Origin of the sequence: Streptomyces prunicolor NBRC 13075 (assembly GCF_000367365.1) — a bacterium.
GTDB classification, from domain to species: Bacteria; Actinomycetota; Actinomycetes; order Streptomycetales; family Streptomycetaceae; genus Streptomyces; species Streptomyces prunicolor.
Genome location: NZ_BARF01000080.1, coordinates 1 through 16,634 on the forward strand (window position 1 = coordinate 1; position 16,634 = coordinate 16,634).

At 71.2% G+C, this 16,634-nt stretch carries 27 protein-coding genes; 25 read left to right on the forward strand and 2 right to left on the reverse strand.

Going from position 1 to position 16,634, the window contains the following annotated elements:
• Positions 1–130 precede the first annotated feature (130 nt).
• Entirely contained in the window at positions 131–502 is a 372-nt protein-coding gene (locus tag SPR02S_RS33315; RefSeq protein ID WP_019061367.1) for a DUF6409 family protein, read from the reverse strand.
• A 203-nt stretch (positions 503–705) separates the two neighbouring features.
• On the opposite strand from SPR02S_RS33315, the gene SPR02S_RS33320 reads away from it, so the two are divergent.
• The 21 genes from SPR02S_RS33320 to SPR02S_RS33420 all read left to right on the forward strand — a co-directional run bounded on the left by SPR02S_RS33320 (position 706) and on the right by SPR02S_RS33420 (position 12,233).
• Entirely contained in the window at positions 706–1,377 is a 672-nt protein-coding gene (locus tag SPR02S_RS33320; protein WP_019061368.1) for a hypothetical protein, read from the forward strand.
• Positions 1,378–1,492: 115 nt separating this feature from the next.
• Complete coding sequence (locus SPR02S_RS33325) at positions 1,493–1,765, forward strand: hypothetical protein (protein ID WP_019061369.1); 273 nt, start codon at positions 1,493–1,495, stop codon at positions 1,763–1,765.
• 67 nt (positions 1,766–1,832) lie between these two features.
• Complete coding sequence (locus tag SPR02S_RS33330) at positions 1,833–2,093, forward strand: hypothetical protein (protein ID WP_019061370.1); 261 nt, start codon at positions 1,833–1,835, stop codon at positions 2,091–2,093.
• 184 nt (positions 2,094–2,277) lie between these two features.
• Positions 2,278–2,532 (forward strand): hypothetical protein, encoded by a 255-nt coding sequence (locus SPR02S_RS33335; RefSeq protein ID WP_019061371.1) that lies wholly within the window; start codon positions 2,278–2,280, stop codon positions 2,530–2,532.
• A 79-nt stretch (positions 2,533–2,611) separates the two neighbouring features.
• Positions 2,612–3,316: a PP2C family protein-serine/threonine phosphatase gene (locus SPR02S_RS33340; protein ID WP_019061372.1), complete on the forward strand. Its 705-nt coding sequence runs from the start codon at positions 2,612–2,614 to the stop codon at positions 3,314–3,316.
• Positions 3,317–3,507: 191 nt separating this feature from the next.
• Positions 3,508–3,756, forward strand: coding sequence for a hypothetical protein (locus SPR02S_RS33345; RefSeq protein WP_019061373.1), 249 nt, complete (start codon positions 3,508–3,510; stop codon positions 3,754–3,756).
• Between the two features lie 60 nt (positions 3,757–3,816).
• Positions 3,817–3,975: a hypothetical protein gene (locus SPR02S_RS64090; RefSeq protein ID WP_019061374.1), complete on the forward strand. Its 159-nt coding sequence runs from the start codon at positions 3,817–3,819 to the stop codon at positions 3,973–3,975.
• 84 nt (positions 3,976–4,059) lie between these two features.
• A complete protein-coding gene (locus SPR02S_RS33355; protein ID WP_019061375.1) occupies positions 4,060–4,515 on the forward strand; it encodes a hypothetical protein in 456 nt (151 codons plus the stop codon).
• Positions 4,516–4,780: 265 nt separating this feature from the next.
• Positions 4,781–4,987: a hypothetical protein gene (locus SPR02S_RS33360; RefSeq protein ID WP_019061376.1), complete on the forward strand. Its 207-nt coding sequence runs from the start codon at positions 4,781–4,783 to the stop codon at positions 4,985–4,987.
• Positions 4,988–5,098: 111 nt separating this feature from the next.
• Positions 5,099–5,329 (forward strand): hypothetical protein, encoded by a 231-nt coding sequence (locus tag SPR02S_RS33365; RefSeq protein WP_019061377.1) that lies wholly within the window; start codon positions 5,099–5,101, stop codon positions 5,327–5,329.
• On the forward strand, positions 5,326–6,051 hold the full coding sequence (locus tag SPR02S_RS33370; protein ID WP_019061378.1) for a hypothetical protein: 726 nt from the start codon (positions 5,326–5,328) through the stop codon (positions 6,049–6,051). Before SPR02S_RS33365 ends, SPR02S_RS33370 begins: the two co-directional genes overlap by 4 nt.
• A gap of 67 nt (positions 6,052–6,118) precedes the next feature.
• Complete coding sequence (locus tag SPR02S_RS33375; RefSeq protein WP_019061379.1) at positions 6,119–6,313, forward strand: hypothetical protein; 195 nt, start codon at positions 6,119–6,121, stop codon at positions 6,311–6,313.
• An 85-nt stretch (positions 6,314–6,398) separates the two neighbouring features.
• Entirely contained in the window at positions 6,399–7,001 is a 603-nt protein-coding gene (locus SPR02S_RS33380) for a hypothetical protein (protein WP_019061380.1), read from the forward strand.
• A 51-nt stretch (positions 7,002–7,052) separates the two neighbouring features.
• Entirely contained in the window at positions 7,053–7,619 is a 567-nt protein-coding gene (locus tag SPR02S_RS33385; RefSeq protein WP_019061381.1) for a hypothetical protein, read from the forward strand.
• 148 nt (positions 7,620–7,767) lie between these two features.
• Positions 7,768–8,550, forward strand: coding sequence for a hypothetical protein (locus tag SPR02S_RS33390; protein ID WP_019061382.1), 783 nt, complete (start codon positions 7,768–7,770; stop codon positions 8,548–8,550).
• A gap of 111 nt (positions 8,551–8,661) precedes the next feature.
• Positions 8,662–9,135 (forward strand): hypothetical protein, encoded by a 474-nt coding sequence (locus SPR02S_RS33395; protein WP_019061383.1) that lies wholly within the window; start codon positions 8,662–8,664, stop codon positions 9,133–9,135.
• Between the two features lie 87 nt (positions 9,136–9,222).
• Positions 9,223–9,954, forward strand: coding sequence for a phosphoadenosine phosphosulfate reductase domain-containing protein (locus SPR02S_RS33400; RefSeq protein ID WP_019061384.1), 732 nt, complete (start codon positions 9,223–9,225; stop codon positions 9,952–9,954).
• Between the two features lie 226 nt (positions 9,955–10,180).
• Positions 10,181–10,969, forward strand: coding sequence for an N-6 DNA methylase (locus SPR02S_RS33405; RefSeq protein WP_019061385.1), 789 nt, complete (start codon positions 10,181–10,183; stop codon positions 10,967–10,969).
• Between the two features lie 116 nt (positions 10,970–11,085).
• Positions 11,086–11,271: a hypothetical protein gene (locus SPR02S_RS33410; protein ID WP_019061386.1), complete on the forward strand. Its 186-nt coding sequence runs from the start codon at positions 11,086–11,088 to the stop codon at positions 11,269–11,271.
• A gap of 140 nt (positions 11,272–11,411) precedes the next feature.
• Positions 11,412–11,681: a hypothetical protein gene (locus SPR02S_RS33415; protein WP_019061387.1), complete on the forward strand. Its 270-nt coding sequence runs from the start codon at positions 11,412–11,414 to the stop codon at positions 11,679–11,681.
• Between the two features lie 66 nt (positions 11,682–11,747).
• The gene (locus SPR02S_RS33420) at positions 11,748–12,233 is read left to right on the forward strand and encodes a hypothetical protein (RefSeq protein ID WP_019061388.1); all 486 of its coding nucleotides are present in this window, start codon (positions 11,748–11,750) and stop codon (positions 12,231–12,233) included.
• An 86-nt stretch (positions 12,234–12,319) separates the two neighbouring features.
• On the opposite strand, the gene SPR02S_RS33425 is transcribed toward SPR02S_RS33420, so the two are convergent.
• Positions 12,320–12,577 (reverse strand): hypothetical protein, encoded by a 258-nt coding sequence (locus SPR02S_RS33425; RefSeq protein ID WP_158697908.1) that lies wholly within the window; start codon positions 12,575–12,577, stop codon positions 12,320–12,322.
• Between the two features lie 7 nt (positions 12,578–12,584).
• Here SPR02S_RS33425 and SPR02S_RS33430 point away from each other — a divergent pair, with 7 nt between their 5' ends.
• The 4 genes from SPR02S_RS33430 (at position 12,585) to SPR02S_RS33445 (ending at position 16,500) form a co-directional block, all read left to right on the forward strand.
• Positions 12,585–14,816, forward strand: a complete 2,232-nt coding sequence (locus SPR02S_RS33430; RefSeq protein ID WP_019061390.1) for a hypothetical protein — start codon at positions 12,585–12,587, stop codon at positions 14,814–14,816.
• Positions 14,817–14,954: 138 nt separating this feature from the next.
• On the forward strand, positions 14,955–15,140 hold the full coding sequence (locus SPR02S_RS33435) for a hypothetical protein (RefSeq protein WP_019061386.1): 186 nt from the start codon (positions 14,955–14,957) through the stop codon (positions 15,138–15,140).
• Positions 15,141–15,255: 115 nt separating this feature from the next.
• Positions 15,256–16,113: a hypothetical protein gene (locus SPR02S_RS33440; RefSeq protein WP_019061391.1), complete on the forward strand. Its 858-nt coding sequence runs from the start codon at positions 15,256–15,258 to the stop codon at positions 16,111–16,113.
• Positions 16,114–16,317: 204 nt separating this feature from the next.
• On the forward strand, positions 16,318–16,500 hold the full coding sequence (locus SPR02S_RS33445; protein ID WP_019061392.1) for a hypothetical protein: 183 nt from the start codon (positions 16,318–16,320) through the stop codon (positions 16,498–16,500).
• The last annotated feature ends 134 nt before the right edge of the window (positions 16,501–16,634 follow it).

Below are 16,634 nucleotides of genomic sequence, written 5' to 3' on the forward strand. Positions count from 1 at the left end.
CACCCCCGCCCTCTCGACTCTTAAAACTATACAGCTCGATCACATGCAACGCAAGTCTTAAGAGACGCATGCGCGTGACGATCCGACGCCACCCGAGGCGGGACGGGCAACATCGGATCCGGGGCTCGACCTACCTGCCGAGGCGAGCTTTGCGCAGGCGTACACCCATGCGCTGCACGCGGTAGCGGGCGGTGGCGGAGCCGGGGAAGTCACCCAGGCCTCGCCAGATGCGGACGAGGGTGCGCTCGGACATGTCCTCGACCGTTCCCAGCAGGTCGATCTCACGACGGAACGCGATGCCGACCGTGCGCTCAACGAAACCGGCCGCGCCCAGGGTGTAGAAGTACACCCGGTAGCCGCCCGTGGGGTCACCCTCCCGGTAGAGCCCCAGGACAACAGCCTTGCGCAGTCCGGTGCTCTCGCCTGCGACGTAGCGGGGGCAGCGCACGATCGCGCCCGCCTCCAGGACGTCCTGCGAGGTGACGGTGGCGGCGGCGGTCATGGCGAGCCCCTTTGCGAGTGGAGGCGGCCCGTCCGAGCCGCCCTGTCTCTTAAGACTCTACACGGATGGGATCGCGATGCGCAAGTCTTAAGAGACGCAGAAAGACGCCTTGCATAGCGATGGTGCGACTCTTAAGACTTGCGTTCACTCCCGCCCGCATGTAATGTCTTAAGAGACACAGCGGAACGAACCGGGGAGACACCGTGAACCGCAGCCTGACCCGCAACATCCTCCGCGCGGCGCGAGGCATCCCGGAGTCCGAGGCTCCCTTCACCCACCTCGTCGAGGTTGAGCACGTCTTCTCCCGTGAGGCGTTCGCCGATGTACCGGCTCCCTGGTCGCCAGGCGACGACTTCGCGGAAGTCATGGGCGGCGCGTGGCTGCGCGGCAACAACGACGGGACGCAGACGGCCGTGGTCACCGGCGTCGGGCCCAAGCAGCTTCCTGCGGCCGACGGCGGGGAGTGGACGGACGAAGAGGTCTGGACGGTGACGACGGCCGACGCCGACGTCTTCGCCTGGCTCGACGACAAGCCGCACCGCGTGACGTGGGCGCTCGGCCGGTCGGACGTAACGATCAAGCGAGAGCCGTACGCGGGGCATCCCCATGAGGCGGCGTCCGACTACTGGCACCGCTTCTACCTGCGCCACTGGTTCACTCCCGAGCGGCGCGCGGACGGGGGTTACGGCCTGACCCTGGCGTGCGCGCCCAATGACTCCTGGTACTCCGGGCCCTGGCCGCTCGCGGACGCGTCCAGCCGACTCCTGAAGTCGCTCGGCGGCACGGCCAGCATCCGGACGGTCCAGGTGCCCGGCGCGTCCGACCGTCGCGTACCGCACGGCGTCTCCCTCATGCAGCGCCTTTCTCAGCTCTGACCCACACAGAGAGGTCGACTCTTAAGACTTGCATTCACCGGATCAGTCATGTATAGTCTTAAGAGTCAGAAGGGCGGAAGGGAACCCCGCCGAGACTCCACCGGAAGGACCTCCAGTGCTTCAGCTCCGCCTCGTGAACGAGAACGGCTACACCGTCTCCCTCCCCGGCTTCGAGACCGTTCTCACCGTGTCGGACAACCTGGCGGACCTGACGGAGTGGGTCCTGCTGGGCGAGCCCGCCGAGACGGACGCCGCCCATTGGCGACAGATCGCCCGCGACCACGCCGACGCCCTCGGCGGCGAGAAGACCATCAACGGCCGCAACGCGCTGGCCAAGGTCGGCCACCACGACGCGCGCCGCTACCGAGTCCAGCGCACTCGGCTCTGACCGACCTGTGGCCCCCCGCCCCGGCGGGGGGCCACCCCCTCCCCCTTCTGACACCCGAGGAGTACCGGTGAGCAACAGGCAGCAGGAGATCGAGGCGCTCCTGGCGACGGCGACCCGCGAGCAGCTGATCGAGGCGGTACGCGGCGCCCTGGAGGCGGCCGAGGAGGCGCGGCGCCCGGTCGACTATGCCGACTACGGCATCGGGCAGTACCGCGACAACGCCGCCGTGGAGGCGGAGCGCAACGCCCGTGTCGGCGTCGCGGACGACGTCGAGCAGTCCATCCGCCTGGGGCTGACCGAGCAGGCCGCCCCGCAGCCGGGCACGTAGCGCCGCAGGCGCGGATACCGCGCCTGCGATCCGCCGCCGCCCGTGCAGCGCGGCGTGATCAGCACCACAAACCATCTATTGACTCTTAAGACTTGCATCGTCGTCGACCCTCAATGTAGAGTCTTAAGAGACGAAGGGGGGATCGGCCCCCCACCGGCAGACCAGCAAAGGACGGACAGACGACATGACGGCGACCCAGACCCCCGCGCCCCTCTTCGGCACCGAGGACCTGATCATCTCCACCGTCGCCACGCCGAAGGAGACCAAGCCCCACACCCTTCGTGTCGTCGACCTCTACATCAACGACGACAAGCAGGGCGCGCACTGCGTCGTGTGCGACGCGTACGGCGAGCTGAACGCGCTCAAGGACCTGGGCCCGTACGCGTACGGCTGCACCCAGGTCCCGGCGTTCGCGAGCCCCACCCCCCAGTGGATGTGAGCACCCCTCGCCGGTCCCGTCCCGCCGGGCGGGACCGGCTCCCCCTGTTCCACCCCTCAACCCCCTGGAGATTCACCACGTGATCACCTACGCCACCGCCCAGGCCATCGGAGACCGCCCCGTCCAGTGCGACGCGACGGCCGTGGCGACCGAGTCGGGCGCCCGCGCCTGGGTTCTCCTGGACGGCATCGGCACCACGGCTCAGGTACAGGCCTGGACGCGCGAGAAGGCCGGGGTACTCGCCCGCGTCGCCGCGGTCACCCGCAGCCCTGAGGCGGCCGTCACGGCCGCGCGGACGGTGTCCGACTCCGACGGCTACGAGGACGTGTTCGGCGCGCCTGACGCCGTGGCGGTCATCGCCGTGCACACGGCGGACGGCGCCCTGCGTATCGGCTGGTGCGGCGACGCCCGCGCCTACTGGAGGCCGACCAACGGAACACCGGAACAGCTCACCGTCGACCACAACGAGGCCGAGGCCCGGCGCGCGCGGGGGCTCACCAACATTCCGTACAGCTTCCGCCACATGGTCACGTCGAGCCTGCGGCGCTACGACGGCGCGTCGGGCGAGATCGGCACGGCGCGTCCGCTGAGCGCCCGGGGCGGGCGGCTGCTGCTCGTCTCCGACGGCACCTACGCGCCGTTCGAGGACAACGGCGCCGACATGAGCGCGCCCCTGGCGGCCGCAACCCCGCGCGGTGCCGCCTCCGCGCTCGTGCGCAGGGCGGTGTCCTTCCCCTCCGCGCGGCGCGACAACGCCACCGCGACGGTGGTGCAGTTCGCCTGATCTCGTCGTCCGGGGGGCGCCGGCCCCCAGCGGTCCCGTGACCACCTCGGCGCGCACACCGGTTCCGCGTATCGGCAACCGACCCCCAACGTCTCTTAAGACTTGCATTCACCATGTCGTCAACGTAGAGTCTTAAGAGGCAGAGGGCGGGGGTTCCCCAGCCGAAGCACCACAGCGCAGGAGTGAACCCCGTGACGATCACCCTCCCCGAGATCACCGAACTGCACCTGGAGGTCACGGAGTTCGACCGGATCGAGTGCGCCGAGTGCGGGAAGGCCTCGCCCTTCCTCGACGACGGCGACGACGGCACCCACGACGCGGGCTGGCACGTGCTGAACCTCGACGAGTGCGGCTGCTCCAACCTCTGCGGCCCGTGCTCCGAGGACCTGTGCGGCCGCGTCGACGACAGCCCCCGGCTGTTCGGGATGCGCGTCGTCTGAAGCCAGCAGGAGAGGGCGGCCGGAGTCCCCGGCCGCCGCTCCCCCGACACCGGAGCACCGATGGAGCACCCGCCCACCGACGTCACACCCGTCCACGAACTCACCTCGTGCCAGGTCCACGGCCACCTCTACGAACCGTGCGTCGGCCACGGCTGCACCGACGACGACTGCCGTGTGCGCACCTGCGCCGACTGCGGCGACGAGTACGAGGACACCTGACCCGCCGGAGAACCACCCCCGGGCCTGCGGCACGTTCCGCTCACGGCCGAACCGAAGCCCGCCCCCCGAGAACAGGAATCTTCCATGTCCCGCGCTTACCGCCCGACCTCCGCCCAGCCGCACCGCTGGTGCCGCAAGCTCCACCGGGCCATCGCGGTGACGACCGTCGTCGGCCTGGTCCTGGCCATGACGTTCGGCAGCCTGCCCCTGTGGCTCCTGGTCGTCTCGACGCTCGCCGCCCTGCTCGCGATCGTCATCGTGTCCGCCGGGACCGACCTGCGCGGCCTCGACCCCCAGCGCGCGCACACGGCCCCGCTCGTCACACGGCCGGGATGGGCTGCGGCGGCGGTCGTCGCCGACATGGCCGGGCTGTTCCTGGCCGTCCGCTACGTCCTCAGCTTCGCCGCTTATCAGACGGATCTGAACTGGACCGCCGCCGCCGGGTTCACCACCATGGCCGCCTCGACGGCGTGGGCCGTGCTGCACACCGTCCTGCACGTCAAGGCGGTCGCACCGGCCCAGGACCACGACGCCGCGTAGCCCGGCCAGGAACCCGCCGCGCCCAGCAGACCGGGGCGCAGCCCCGTAACGACAGGAGCACACCATCACCCGGTCCCCCGCAGCCCGCCGGCATAGATCGCCCCTCACCGGCGCTCACGCCTTCGGCCCTCCGGCGGTCGTCGTCACCCACGCCTACGACGGCACCAACCACACCGGTCGCGCCCTGCCGAAGGCGCTCCTCGACGACGTCCTGTCCGCACTGTGGGAGGCCGTCGGCTCCCCCATCACCCCCGACGCGGCCCACGTGTCCTTCGGTATCGCCGAGACCGACGAGGGACTCGTGTGGGACCCGGACGGGCCGTTGCTGATCAGCGGCGACGGGCACGCTCTGCAGGACGCGGTCGCGCTCAGCCGCACGCTCGTCGCCGACGCCCTGGCCAGCCTGAGCGAGTTCCTCGCCCCCCAGTTCGGCGATTCCCTGTGCTTCACCCTGCACCCGCACGACTCTTAAGGCTTGCATTCACCGCACCCTCCATGTATAGTCTTAAGAGTCAAGAGGGCGGCGGGTGGGTCTCAATCCCGCCCGCCGCCCGTATCCCGTACTCATGAGGGCCGGTGGACCATGATCACGCGCTTCCTGACCCGACACCGCCGCCGTGCCGCCGCGACTGCCGAGCGCCGCGATCGCATCCGCACCTTGCACGCCTCTCTCCGCGCGCGCTACGGGGGCCTCGGCATCGCAGACATCCTGCGCGTTGCCGAGCAGGAGGGCATCTCCACCACCTGGGAGGAGATCGCGGAGGTGCTCCGCGGTGACCCCTACGACCGCGTCCGCGCGGGAGGCAGGCGATGACGACCACCGCCGCGCAGGACCGCGCGGCCCACCTGGCCAGGAGCATCTTCGCGGACCTGTGGCCGCCGCTGCCGGACGCTCACATCGCCGAGGTCACCGAAGGCAGCCAGCTGCGGAGGGACGACCTGGTGGTGATCTACAGCCCGCACCAGCCCCTCACGCTGGAGCGGGCCCTCAGCTGGGCTTCGTGGAGGCGCGTCGCCTCCTCCAGCACGCGGACGGTGATCCTGCGGCCCGTCGCGGTGCCGGAGGGAACGTGGGACAAGACGCCGGACATGGCCGTTTTCGGCGAACCGTGGCATGACCTGCACTCCCCCGCGCGCATGTACGTGACCACCGAGAAGCGGCGCATGGCCCGGGTCGGCGCCCTGGATGACATCCGGGCCCGTATCACCTCCCACCCCGACTTCGGCGAGTGGCAGCGTGCGTACACGGCGGCCGAAGCCGACGAGCGCGCCCAGCGCGAGCAGGCGCAGGCCCTCGTCGACGCGCTGAAGGAGGCCCGCGCGCCGTACCGCAGGGCCGTTCACCGCCTGCACGAGATCACCGGCCAGGACCTGCTGATCTGGGCCGACTTCGGCCCGCTCGGCCGGTCGGTGAACGGCTGGCTGGCCTCCGACGGCCGTCTGCGCGTCTACCTCACCGGCCTGAAGGGCGTCGGCGTGCTCACGGAAGAGCAGTACGGCGAGGCGCTGAAGTGCGCCGACACCCTCGGCCTGTAGCCGCCCGCCGACCGCCCCGCCGGGCACGTTCCCCACCCCCGTCCCCCGACCCGAAGGAGGCGCGCCCGTGGCACGCGAAGCCGAGCACGTCGCGCGGTTCACGCACAAAGGAAAGACGCACGACATCCAGCCCGGCTGGTCGTACGCCAACATCAGCAACGCCCGCACCAAGTGCGGGATGAACGGCCCGTTCGCCACCGAGTCCCTGGCCAGCGGCCGACCCCTCGAAGTGACCTGCACCCCGTGCGGAACGGCCGACTGACCGGCCCCGCCGTCGCGCCCTGCCCGCGCGCCAGGACGCCCCGGCCGCCCGGCCGGCAACCAACACCCTCCGACATAAGGACCGCATGACCGACACCCTCTCTCCCGCGACACCGCTTCCAACCTGCCCCGCACCCCTTCGGTTCTGGGACCACGACCGGCTGGCCGCCGTGCATGGTCCACAGGTCTGGCAGCGGTGGGGCGGCCGGTGGGTCAACTACCTGTTCGCCGAGGACACCCGGCCGTTCACCGACCGCACGGCGGTCGGGCGCCTGTGGTACCCGCAGGAGCCGGACGCGGTCCGGTTCATCCCCTACACCCCGGCCGACGACCGCGCTCTGCCCGGCACCCCCGTCTCGGCGGGCGACATCGACGGCCTGGTCCTCGCGCCCGGGCGCAGCGCGGTCCCGTACGTGCTGCTGCCGCAGGGCCACCGCAACGGCGTGCACCACTTCGTCCCCGCCCACGAATCCGCGAGGCGGCTGGCCGAGCGGGACGGCCTCGCCGCGCCCGGCCGCAGGCCGTCCCTGCCCCTCCGCATGCTGCGTGCGTCGCTGCTGGCGATCCTCGACGGCGAGGAGCAGGCCACGGTCTCCTTCCACCGCCCCGCAAACCGCGTGTACGCCCGCCGGGCTTCAGTCCTCGGCACGATGACCTACGCGTGGGTTCTCAGCGAGGACGGCGCCTAGCGCTCCGGCCCGGCGCGCTAGGCCGCCCCTACCACTCTCGACTCTTAAAACTTGCGTCACGACCCTCCTTCATGTATAGTCTTAAGAGTCGAAAGGGGGCGGGTCTCCGCCCCCCTGAGACGCCCGCAGATCACTGCGGACCGCCGTGCGGCCGCCCAAGGCCTCACACGCAACCGGCGCCGAAGAACCGGCCCGGACACCCGTCGATCGGAGACAGTCATCCCGCGCGCCATCGTCGAACTGCCCCTGGCCCAGCACATCCTGCCGCCCGGCCTCGCCTCCAGCACCTACAGGCGCTTCAACCAGGTCCGCAAGGCACTGGCCACCGCCTACTACCTGCACATCACCCACCACGGCATGCTCAGCGCCGACGACATCGCCTCGCTCGCCCAGCACCAGATGGCGACGGCGGCACGGTCGGCCGGTGTCGAGGCGCCGACCAGCGACGAGACCCGCGAGATGATCCGCAGCCTCCTGCGCGTCTTCAACGGGATCGACGCCCCCGCCTCCGCGCCCGTACCGCTCCAGGCCGTCAAGGTCACCGAGAGCGAGCTCGCCTCCGCCCTCGGGGGTCTGGCGGTCGTCGTTCAGGCGGCCGCGCAGGGCGTCGGTCGGTAGCAGCCGCCCGGGCCGGGCACTCCGCCCGGCCCTCGGCCTCCCCAGCGGCTCAGCCGCTGTCCTCCCCAGATGGTGTCCCGGGGTGCTGCGGCGCCCCGGGGCCGGCGGGGAGCGCACGCCCATCGCCCGGACACCTCGAAGGGCCCCGATGTCCATCACCACCTCAGCACCTGTCCTGCCGTCGGTGACCACGGTCCTCGGCGCGCTTACCGCCGCCGGCCTGGGCGCTCACTACGACCCCGACGACGGCGTGGTCATCGCCTACCCGGCCGCCGTACCGAAGGCGAACGCCTTCGACGGCGCCCACGTCACGGTCCAGTGGGACACCACCGGTCCGCAGCAGCCGCACGAGGACCGGACCCGCTTCACCGCCTCGGCGTGGATCCCCGACGGTCCGCCCGACTACCACGAGGTCACCACCGTTCACAGCACGGCCGCTCCCGGCCCCCTGGCCGCCGAGGCCGAAGTGTGCGCGCGGGCGGTCGCCGCATGGATGTCGCATCCGGCGAGCATCGCCGGCAACACGCTCCTGTCCGCGCTCGCCGTCCACGGCATCACGCCGGGCAACGGGCTGTCCGTCGCCTACGGCGGGCACAGCGACACGGTCAGCGTCACCATCCAGCTCGGCCGCGACACCTACGGGACGCTGGTCGTCGCGGACCAGGCGGGCTCGCTCCGCCACGTTCCCGCCCAGCACACCGGGTGGAGCGTCTTCCTCCACGACGAGCGGGGAGAAGCCGTCGGCGACCCGGTCTACCTCACCGGCGACGGCGGGACGGTGGACTGCGCGCAGGACTCCTCGGCTGCCGCCCGGTTCATCGCGGACTGCCTGTCCGCCCCGCTGCGGCACTGCTGCTGCTACGCCCGCGAGAGCCACAACCCCCGCCACGACCGCGAGTGCCACCTGTACGCGCTCCCGCGCTCCGTGTGAACGCCCCCGGGCCGGCAGTCCCGCCGGTCCTCCGCTTTCCCGGCGGCGCAGCCGCCGCCGGCCCAGTGGTTGTCCCCGGGCGCCGCGCCGCCCCGGGACAACGGAAAGGACATGATGCCCAACTCCCCTGCCAGCGTCCTGCATGACCAGCCGGAGCAGCCGGTGCTGCTGTGCCCGTCGGCCGTGACCGATCCGGAGCTGATGGACGGCGTGCTGTCCGTGCTCTCCGACGAGCAGCTGCTTGAGGTCGGTCACCGGGTCGATCGGCACATGCTTCAGCGCAAGAGGTCCGCGATCCTCGCCGAACTGCGCACGGTCGTCGCCGAGGCCCTCGAAGAGGGCGAGACCGACAGCACCGCGCCCGTCACGCACGTCGGCATCCGCACCCGTACCCACGAGGGCATGCCACCGCACTGGTCGCCCAGCAACCTCCGGCTCCGTCACGCCGACGGCGTCTCCACCTCCCCCTTCGACGCCGCCCACACCGAGCTGGAGGACCTGCTGCCCGATCTGACCTGCCTCGACCAGCCCGCCAGCGGCGACGTCCTCACCATCGACCTGCGCACCGGCGCCTTCAGCCGCTAACACACGCCGGCCGACTCCCCTGCGCCCGGCCTGACCGCCCGGTCGGCAGGCCGGGCGCCACCGCCTCCCCCTGAAAGGAACCTGTTCTTGGTCCAACACGTCGTGCAGTTCTCCGGCGGCATCGGCTCCGCGATCACCGCTGTACGCGTCGCCGAGCAGCACGGCACCCAGGACCTGACCCTCCTGATCGCCGACACCCGCGCCGAACACCCCGACCTGTGGCGCTTCTCCGACGACATCGCCCACCTGCTCGGCGTCAAGCTCACGGTGGTCCGCGACGGGCGCGACCCGTGGCAGGTCTTCGCCGACCAGCGCTTCCTGGGCAACAACCGGCTCGCTCACTGCACCTTCATCCTCAAGCAGAAGCCGTGCCGGGCCTGGATGAGCGAGCACGCGCCGCCGGACGACACGATCGCCTACATCGGCATCGAGCCCAACGACCGCGACCGGCGCCGGATCCCGGCCATCGCCCTCAACTGGCAGCCCTGGCACACCCAGTTCCCGCTCGCCGACGGTCCCGACGCGACCAAGGACGAGCTCCTGGACGAGATCCGTGCGCTCGGCGTGCGACCCCCGCTGCTGTACGAGCTCGGCTTCCCGCACAACAACTGCCACGGATCGTGCGTCAAGGCGGGACAGCGCCAGTGGAAACACCTCCTCGTCACCCTGCCCGAGCAGTACGCCCACGCGGAGGCCAAGGAGGAGGAGCTGCGCGAGCTCCTCGGCCCCGTCGCCATCCTGCGCGACCGCCGCGGCGGGACGAGCCGGCCGCTGCCGCTGGCCGAGCTCCGCGCACGCGAGCTGGCCGCCGCAACCTGACCCCTCCGCCACCGGCCGCCCACCGAGGACCCCGCCGTCGTGCGGGCATCCGTCCCGCAGTCGCCCCTGCCTGCCCTGATCCTGGAGACCGTCACTGACCACCACCCCTCAGCGTGCGCCCGCCCCGGCGAGGCGATCACCGCCCTTTCCCACCCGCGCTTCCGACGGCGCGGCTTTCGGCGAGGCCGTCGCGGAGACCTGGCACCGCGCCTACGGCCGCGGAAGGATGGACATCCCCTGCGGCGTGGTCGCCGCGCTCGCCCTGTGGCCCCACAAGACGCCCGGCGCCTCCCACGCCGCGGACCTCGCCCGGTACCTCGCCTCCCAGCCTGCCCTGCGCTGGCCCCCGACGGTCGGGCAAGTCGCCGCCGTGCACTACCTGCACCGTCCCGACCTGATCGGCGCGGCCGGGCTTCTCCTGCGGTGGGCCGAGGAGGAACACGACGCCGACACCCTCTACGCGGTCAAGGCGGTCGCCGAGACGGCGCTGAAGCACGGGGTGCTGCTCCACACCGGCTCGGCGGATCCCGCCGAGCGCTCGGAGGTCGACCTGATGTCCTGGTCGATCGTCTGCCTCCGCCACGGCGAGGACAGGTCGTGGCTGGCCGAGCACCACACGCCGGACGACGCCACCGACGTGCTCGTCGCGCTGGCGATCGGTGACCGCCCCCCGGCCTCCGCCTCCGTGAACGAGCCCGCCGGCGGAACCGGCGGCATCTTCCGTGCCGCCGCGCAGCGCCTGCGCGACCACGGCGTCGACCCTCGCGACTGGACCTGGAGCCTTCAGGACCTGGACCCTCTCGCCGTGGCCGGCGCGGCGGTCAATTTCCTCGTCTGGGACCTGGGCCCCAATGCGACCGTGGCCTGCGGAAACACTCTCAGCGAGGGCGACCTCACCGGACAGGCCCTCGCTGTACGGGCGCGGGCGGAGTCCCGCCGCGACGCGCTCCTCGCCGGCGCGGAGCAGGCAGCCGGCCACCTGCGCGCGCTGCGGGCACTGGGAGTCCTGGAGTAGGACTCCTCGCCAGCCGCCACAAAGGCCGCCTCTTAAGACTTGCATCGAAACCCTTCCCTACGTAGAGTCTTAAGAGTCAACGGGGGACAGCCCCGCTCCGCCGAAAGGTGCATCTGGTGCGACGCTCGACCGAGTTCCTGATTCTGACCGTGTCCGGTACCGCTGGCGGCTCCGCCTACATCGCTCTCACCGGAAACCTGACCCTCGGCGGCGCTGCCGACAGCGCGATCGTCGGCGTCAGCGCTGCGCTCGGGATCGTCTTCGTGCGGCCCCGCCGTCAGCGGAAGTCACCGAACGCATAGGCGGTCGGTGCCGCCCCCGGCCACCCCGGGGGGCGGCACCGGTCCCTCTCCCCTGAACATCAGGACCTCGAGTTCGGCTTCGCCCGTAGCTCTGAGCCCAGACGGACACCCCCCGAACCACTTCCCTCCAGGAGACTCACGTGTTCTCTCCGACCGACGGCGACCGCATCGTGCTCACCCGTACCGGCCGTGACGGCCGCACGACCTCATACATCGGCATCGCCACCGAGGTCATCCCGTACGGGCCGAGCCTCATCGGCGACCTCTTCACCGGGGGCTGGCGCCTGACCGGCCGCAACATGGCCACCGGCGAGGACGAGGACTCCTACTTCGCCTGCACCGAGGCCCTGGAGCGCTACGACCCGGCCATCCGCCAGACCGTCCGGCTGGCCACCGCCGACGACGAGTGAGCGCACCCGCCATGGTTCGAGAAGGGAACTCCCCCCATCCGCACTATCCCCCGCAACCACACCAGGGTGCTCGCCCGGCTGCGCACCACGCTCACCCAAGTCACCCGTCACACCGGCGTCCATGACGTGGACGGCGTTCCCTCCACCGCCGACGAGGCCTGGGGGCACTGGGACAGCACCGAACCTCTCGGCAAGCCCTCGATCGTGCGCGAACTCGACCCGGTCGCGGGCCTGTACGAGCTGCGCGTCAACGGCCAGCTCATCTACAAGCTGCGCCGCCCCGTGCCCGCAGTCCGGATCGACGTGGTCGTCGACCGCGACCCGGACCGCGAGACCGGCGTCACCGTGTACGTCAACGGCACCAGGGGCACCGGCCCGGACGTTCATACCCACGTTCTCGACCCGGGCGCGGGCGCGCCGGACCACGCCTGGCTGACCGGCCATCTCCAGCCCGACAACGCCGTTCCCGTCGAGGTCCAGACCCAGATCACCACGCTCGCCGAGTACTACCACCTCCGCCGCGCCTGCCCGCACTCCGACTGCAGCGGGTAGCCCGGCCCCTCTCAACAGCCCTTACGTCCGCACCACTTCACAGCTCCCGGACTCACGGAGCACGCCGTGCCCTCCCCCGCTCGCCACTACGACAGGCCCACCGTCACCGTCGGCACGAGCGCGAGAACTGCTCGGCCGACGCTGTGCCCGGCCTCGACCGGCTCTACTCCGAGTGCCGCTGGCACGTGCGTGCCCGCCGCATGGTCCTTCCTGGCAGCTGACACCCCGTGCACGGGCTTCCGGTGTCGTGCCGTACGGCACACCACCACGGCGTACTGATCGTCCAGGTCTTCACTGCGGCCCACCGCCTCGTGCCCCTCCTGCACATTCGATCTCTGGAGCATCGACAGCATGACCCCCGATCACCCGCACACCACCCAACTGGCGCTCTTCGGCACGACCCGTCCGCGGCCGGGCCGTGCCGGCGACGAGGAGACGGCGCCGGTCACCGAGGCCGGGCACGGCTTCCCTGATGGGGTTCTGGAGCCCGGCGAGACCCTGTCGCCTACCGGGTTCGCGGGGGGCGAGGGATGGCGCCTGGCGATGGTCGAGGGCTACGTGTACCGGGTGCGGCGTTGTGCCTGGTCGGGGAGCGATGACCTGTGGGAGGCCGGGCACGGGGAGGACACCTACTGGTGGAACGGTGGCCTTGAGGACCGCGCGCTTTCCGCCCTGCTCGGCCGTATCCGGTGCGACGCACAGACCCGGGCGCGGTTCGCCGACGTGTGGGCCCGGTACGGCGACCGTACGGGTGAGCTCGACTGGTCGGCCGACGAGAAGCGCACCGAGGTGGAGGCGGGCGTCATGCTCGTCTCGCGGTTCGGGGTGGCCGGTCTGCTGGTTGAGGCGCGGTGGGGTTGGGACCACGCGCGCGGCGGCGACATGGACGGTGCGGCGCCGGAGACGTGGGAGCGGCGGCAGGTGGACCACGCGCTCTACACGCGGTCGTGGTGTGAGTGGTCGTCCGGTCTCACGTCGCTCTCGTCGCGGCCGTTCGAGGTGCTCGCGGTCGTCACCGAGGCCGAGGACGAGAAGCCCACCTGTGCGACGTCGGCGCCGTTCGTCGGCAAGTGCAGCCGTAAGCGGTCCGGGGAGTTCTTCCGGGTGGCCGTGTCGGGCCCGAACGGGGAGCGTGGGGAGATCGTCACGTGTGGCCGATGCCTGGCCGGCTGGATGCTGGACGGCGAGCGTCGCCACGGGCGCACCGCGCTGGACATCGTGGGCCGGCTGGCCGGGGGCGACCCGTCGCCGAAGCTGTGCAAGCTCAATTGGCAGCAGTGGTGCGACCGCGCATCAGAGCTTGCCGGGCAGCTGCTCGCGGACGCTCTGAGCGCCGGTCAGGTGGCCCCCTGGCCGTGCGCGGACGTGGTGACGCGGCTGCTCGCCGAGGCATGCGAGATGGGCGACGAGCGGGCCAAGCGTGCCGCCCGCGCGACAGTGCGCAAGGAGAAGCCCGGGGCGGGCAAGAAGGCCCAGGACGCGGCGGTGGCCAGCGCGGTCGAGGAACGCGCCGACCGTGCCGCGCTGGTCGCCGGGGCGTTCGCGCTAGACGCTGCGAGCTACGCCGAGACGTGCGCGCACACCGACGCTGAGACGGCCGTAGAGGCAGCCAAGACCAGGGAGTGGGGCAAGGCCGAGGAGGCGGCCAGGCAGGCGTCCGAGCAGGCTATAGGGGCCCTTGACGCGGCCGAGGCCGCCGACCACGCGGGCGTGTTCGCGACCGAAGCCCGCGAGTGGGCCGACAAGGCGAACGAGCACGCGCGGGCCGCGTGTGAGGCGATCGTGACCGCGCGGGAGGCCGCCGACGCCGGGCCCGTCACTACCTTCCAGGCCCCGGCCGGCTCAGGGGCGACGGATAGCGACCGGACCGAGGAGGAGCCCAAGTACCCGCGCACGGTGGACGGTTGGGAGGTCCGCGCCGGGGGCTACGACGTGAACGAGCGGCCGCAGGAGTACGGCGGGAAGCTGCGCTCGGAAGTCGTGCCGGGGGCTTGGGTGATTCAGGACTTCCACGAGCAGCAGACCGCGCGCCGTGTCGTCGACCTGTTCAAGAACGGGAATTGGATGGTGCGCGCCGTCGCTCACGAGGGCACCGACCGTGAGTCGTGGCTGTGCGAGTCCATCGACCGCGTGAAGGTGGTCACGGATGCCGAGTTATCCGACGCCAAGCGGTCCGCGTTCCGGCTGCGGTGGGGCCAGTGGCGGGGGCGCACGTACAAAGGGATCGCGACGCAGCACCGCGGCAAGTACGCGGCGTGCTGCATATGCGTGAACTGCATGGGTCTGGAGATCCACCGGGGCGGCCGCCGTATCGGCTGGTGCACGACGCTGGACGCGGCGATTGCGCTGTGGGTGTGGCACATCACGGGCGAAGAGGGCCCGGCGCCAGCGGCCGACGCGCCGCGCCCGGAGTTCATCCCGGGCAGCGTGGTCCCGCTTGACCGTGTGCCGGTCACGTCGGGGGAGGGTCTGCAGGCGGCTGCCAGGGCCGGTGATGAAACGCCGATTGCGGCGAACACCGTTGCGACGGGCGTGATCGAGCGGCGCGCAATTGCGACCCGTGCGACAAGTACGGCTTCCTGATCACGAGTGAGCACGACGGCGGATCGCCCGCCAACCCTCACCCATGGCGACTCTTAAGACTTGCATTAGCCCCCCCTGTTGAAGTAGAGTCTTAAGAGTCAACGCGGGACAGCCCCGCTCCGCCGAAAGGTGCATCTGGTGCGACGCTCGACCGAGTTCCTGATTCTGACCGTGTCCGGTACCGCTGGCGGCTCCGCCTACATCGCTCTCACCGGAAACCTGACCCTCGGCGGCGCTGCCGACAGCGCGATCGTCGGCGTCAGCGCTGCGCTCGGGATCGTCTTCGTGCGGCCCCGCCGTCAGCGGAAGTCACCGAACGCATAGGCGGTCGGTGCCGCCCCCGGCCACCCCGGGGGGCGGCACCGCGCCCGGGCCGGCGCCGACCCGATCCAGGTCCGGGCGTTCGGCACCACGGCTTTTGTCCACCGGAAGGAACGATGTGTCCTCTGCTCCCCTCCAGCTCCTCATCTACTCAATCGCCGACACCGAGCGAGCGGCCGCACTGACGGCCATCACTGACGCGGATCTCCGCCTGGAGTACGGCCGCACGCCCCCGCCGTCGCTGGAGCTCGGCGAGCTCTACGGTGCCGACTTCGCCAGTGTCGGGAAATCCACCATCCTGGCCGACGCCCTGCGACGGGAGGCCCCCAGCGCCACCTTCGAACTCTGGCAGGACCCCGACGCCTCAGTCGGCCACTACATCGCGCACGTCCCCGGCATCGGCAGCTTCGACTCGGGCTGCGACCAGGACGGCACTCCGCTGGTCGACGCCCTGGACATGGCTCGCCATCTGACCGCGCTCCCGCCCGGCACGACGGTGGCGGCGTGGCTGACGACCGGGGGCAACGAACTCCTCGGCCGCGCGGTACTCGACGCCCTCGACGCCTGCCGCTCTACGCTCGCGGACGACCACGCCACCGACCGCGACACGACCATCGCCGACGGCCGCACACCCCCGAAACCACTGCCCACGACGGTCGGCGCGTTCCACCTCCTCGACGGAGACGCACTTGAGGAGTGCGCACGGGAGCACTACGGCCGCGCGTACTCCGCGGTGGCCGGCTTGGAGGGTGACAACGACAGCGCGCATGAGGCGACCGCCTCGCTCACCCACACCGCCCTGGACGACAACGACCAGCCCGTCCAGCGGCCCGGACTGGCTGCGAACGACCGCGCCGACCTCGACCTGTGGCTCGCGGGAGACGGCGGCGACCCCCACCCTGGCGTGATCCTTAGCGACCTCGCCCAGCACGGGCTCGCCCCCACCGGCCCCTATCTTGTGCGCCTGTCCTGGTAGATCGGCCCGAGCCACTGGCCAAGGCGCCCGTCACTACGGCCGAGCACATGTTCACCTGCGGGCGCCGCAGGCCCTGGCTGGTTCATGGAGTGCGCTCCAGCCCCCAGTCCATGGAGACTCTTAAGGCTTGCATCTCCCCCGCCTTGGATGTATAGTCTTAAGAGTCATCGGGGAACGGCCCCGCTTCGCCGAAAGGTGCATCTGGTGCGACGCAAGTCCGAGTTCCTGCTCCTGATCGTGTCCGGTATCGCTGGCGGCTCCGCCTACAGCGCCCTCACCGGAAACCTGACGCTCAGCGACGTCGCCAAGAGCGTGATCGTCAGCGTCAGCGCCGCGCTCGCGATTCTCTTCGTGCGGCGGCGCCAGCAGAAGTCGCAGGGCGCTTAGGCAGACGGCGCTGCCCCCGGCCATTCCGGGGGCAGCGCCGTCTCTGCACCCGCCCGCACCAAACCACCGCCTGCCTCCCCGGAGACCAACCTGCACTCCCCAGGAGTGCGACGGGTAGCCCGGCAGCGCCCCTC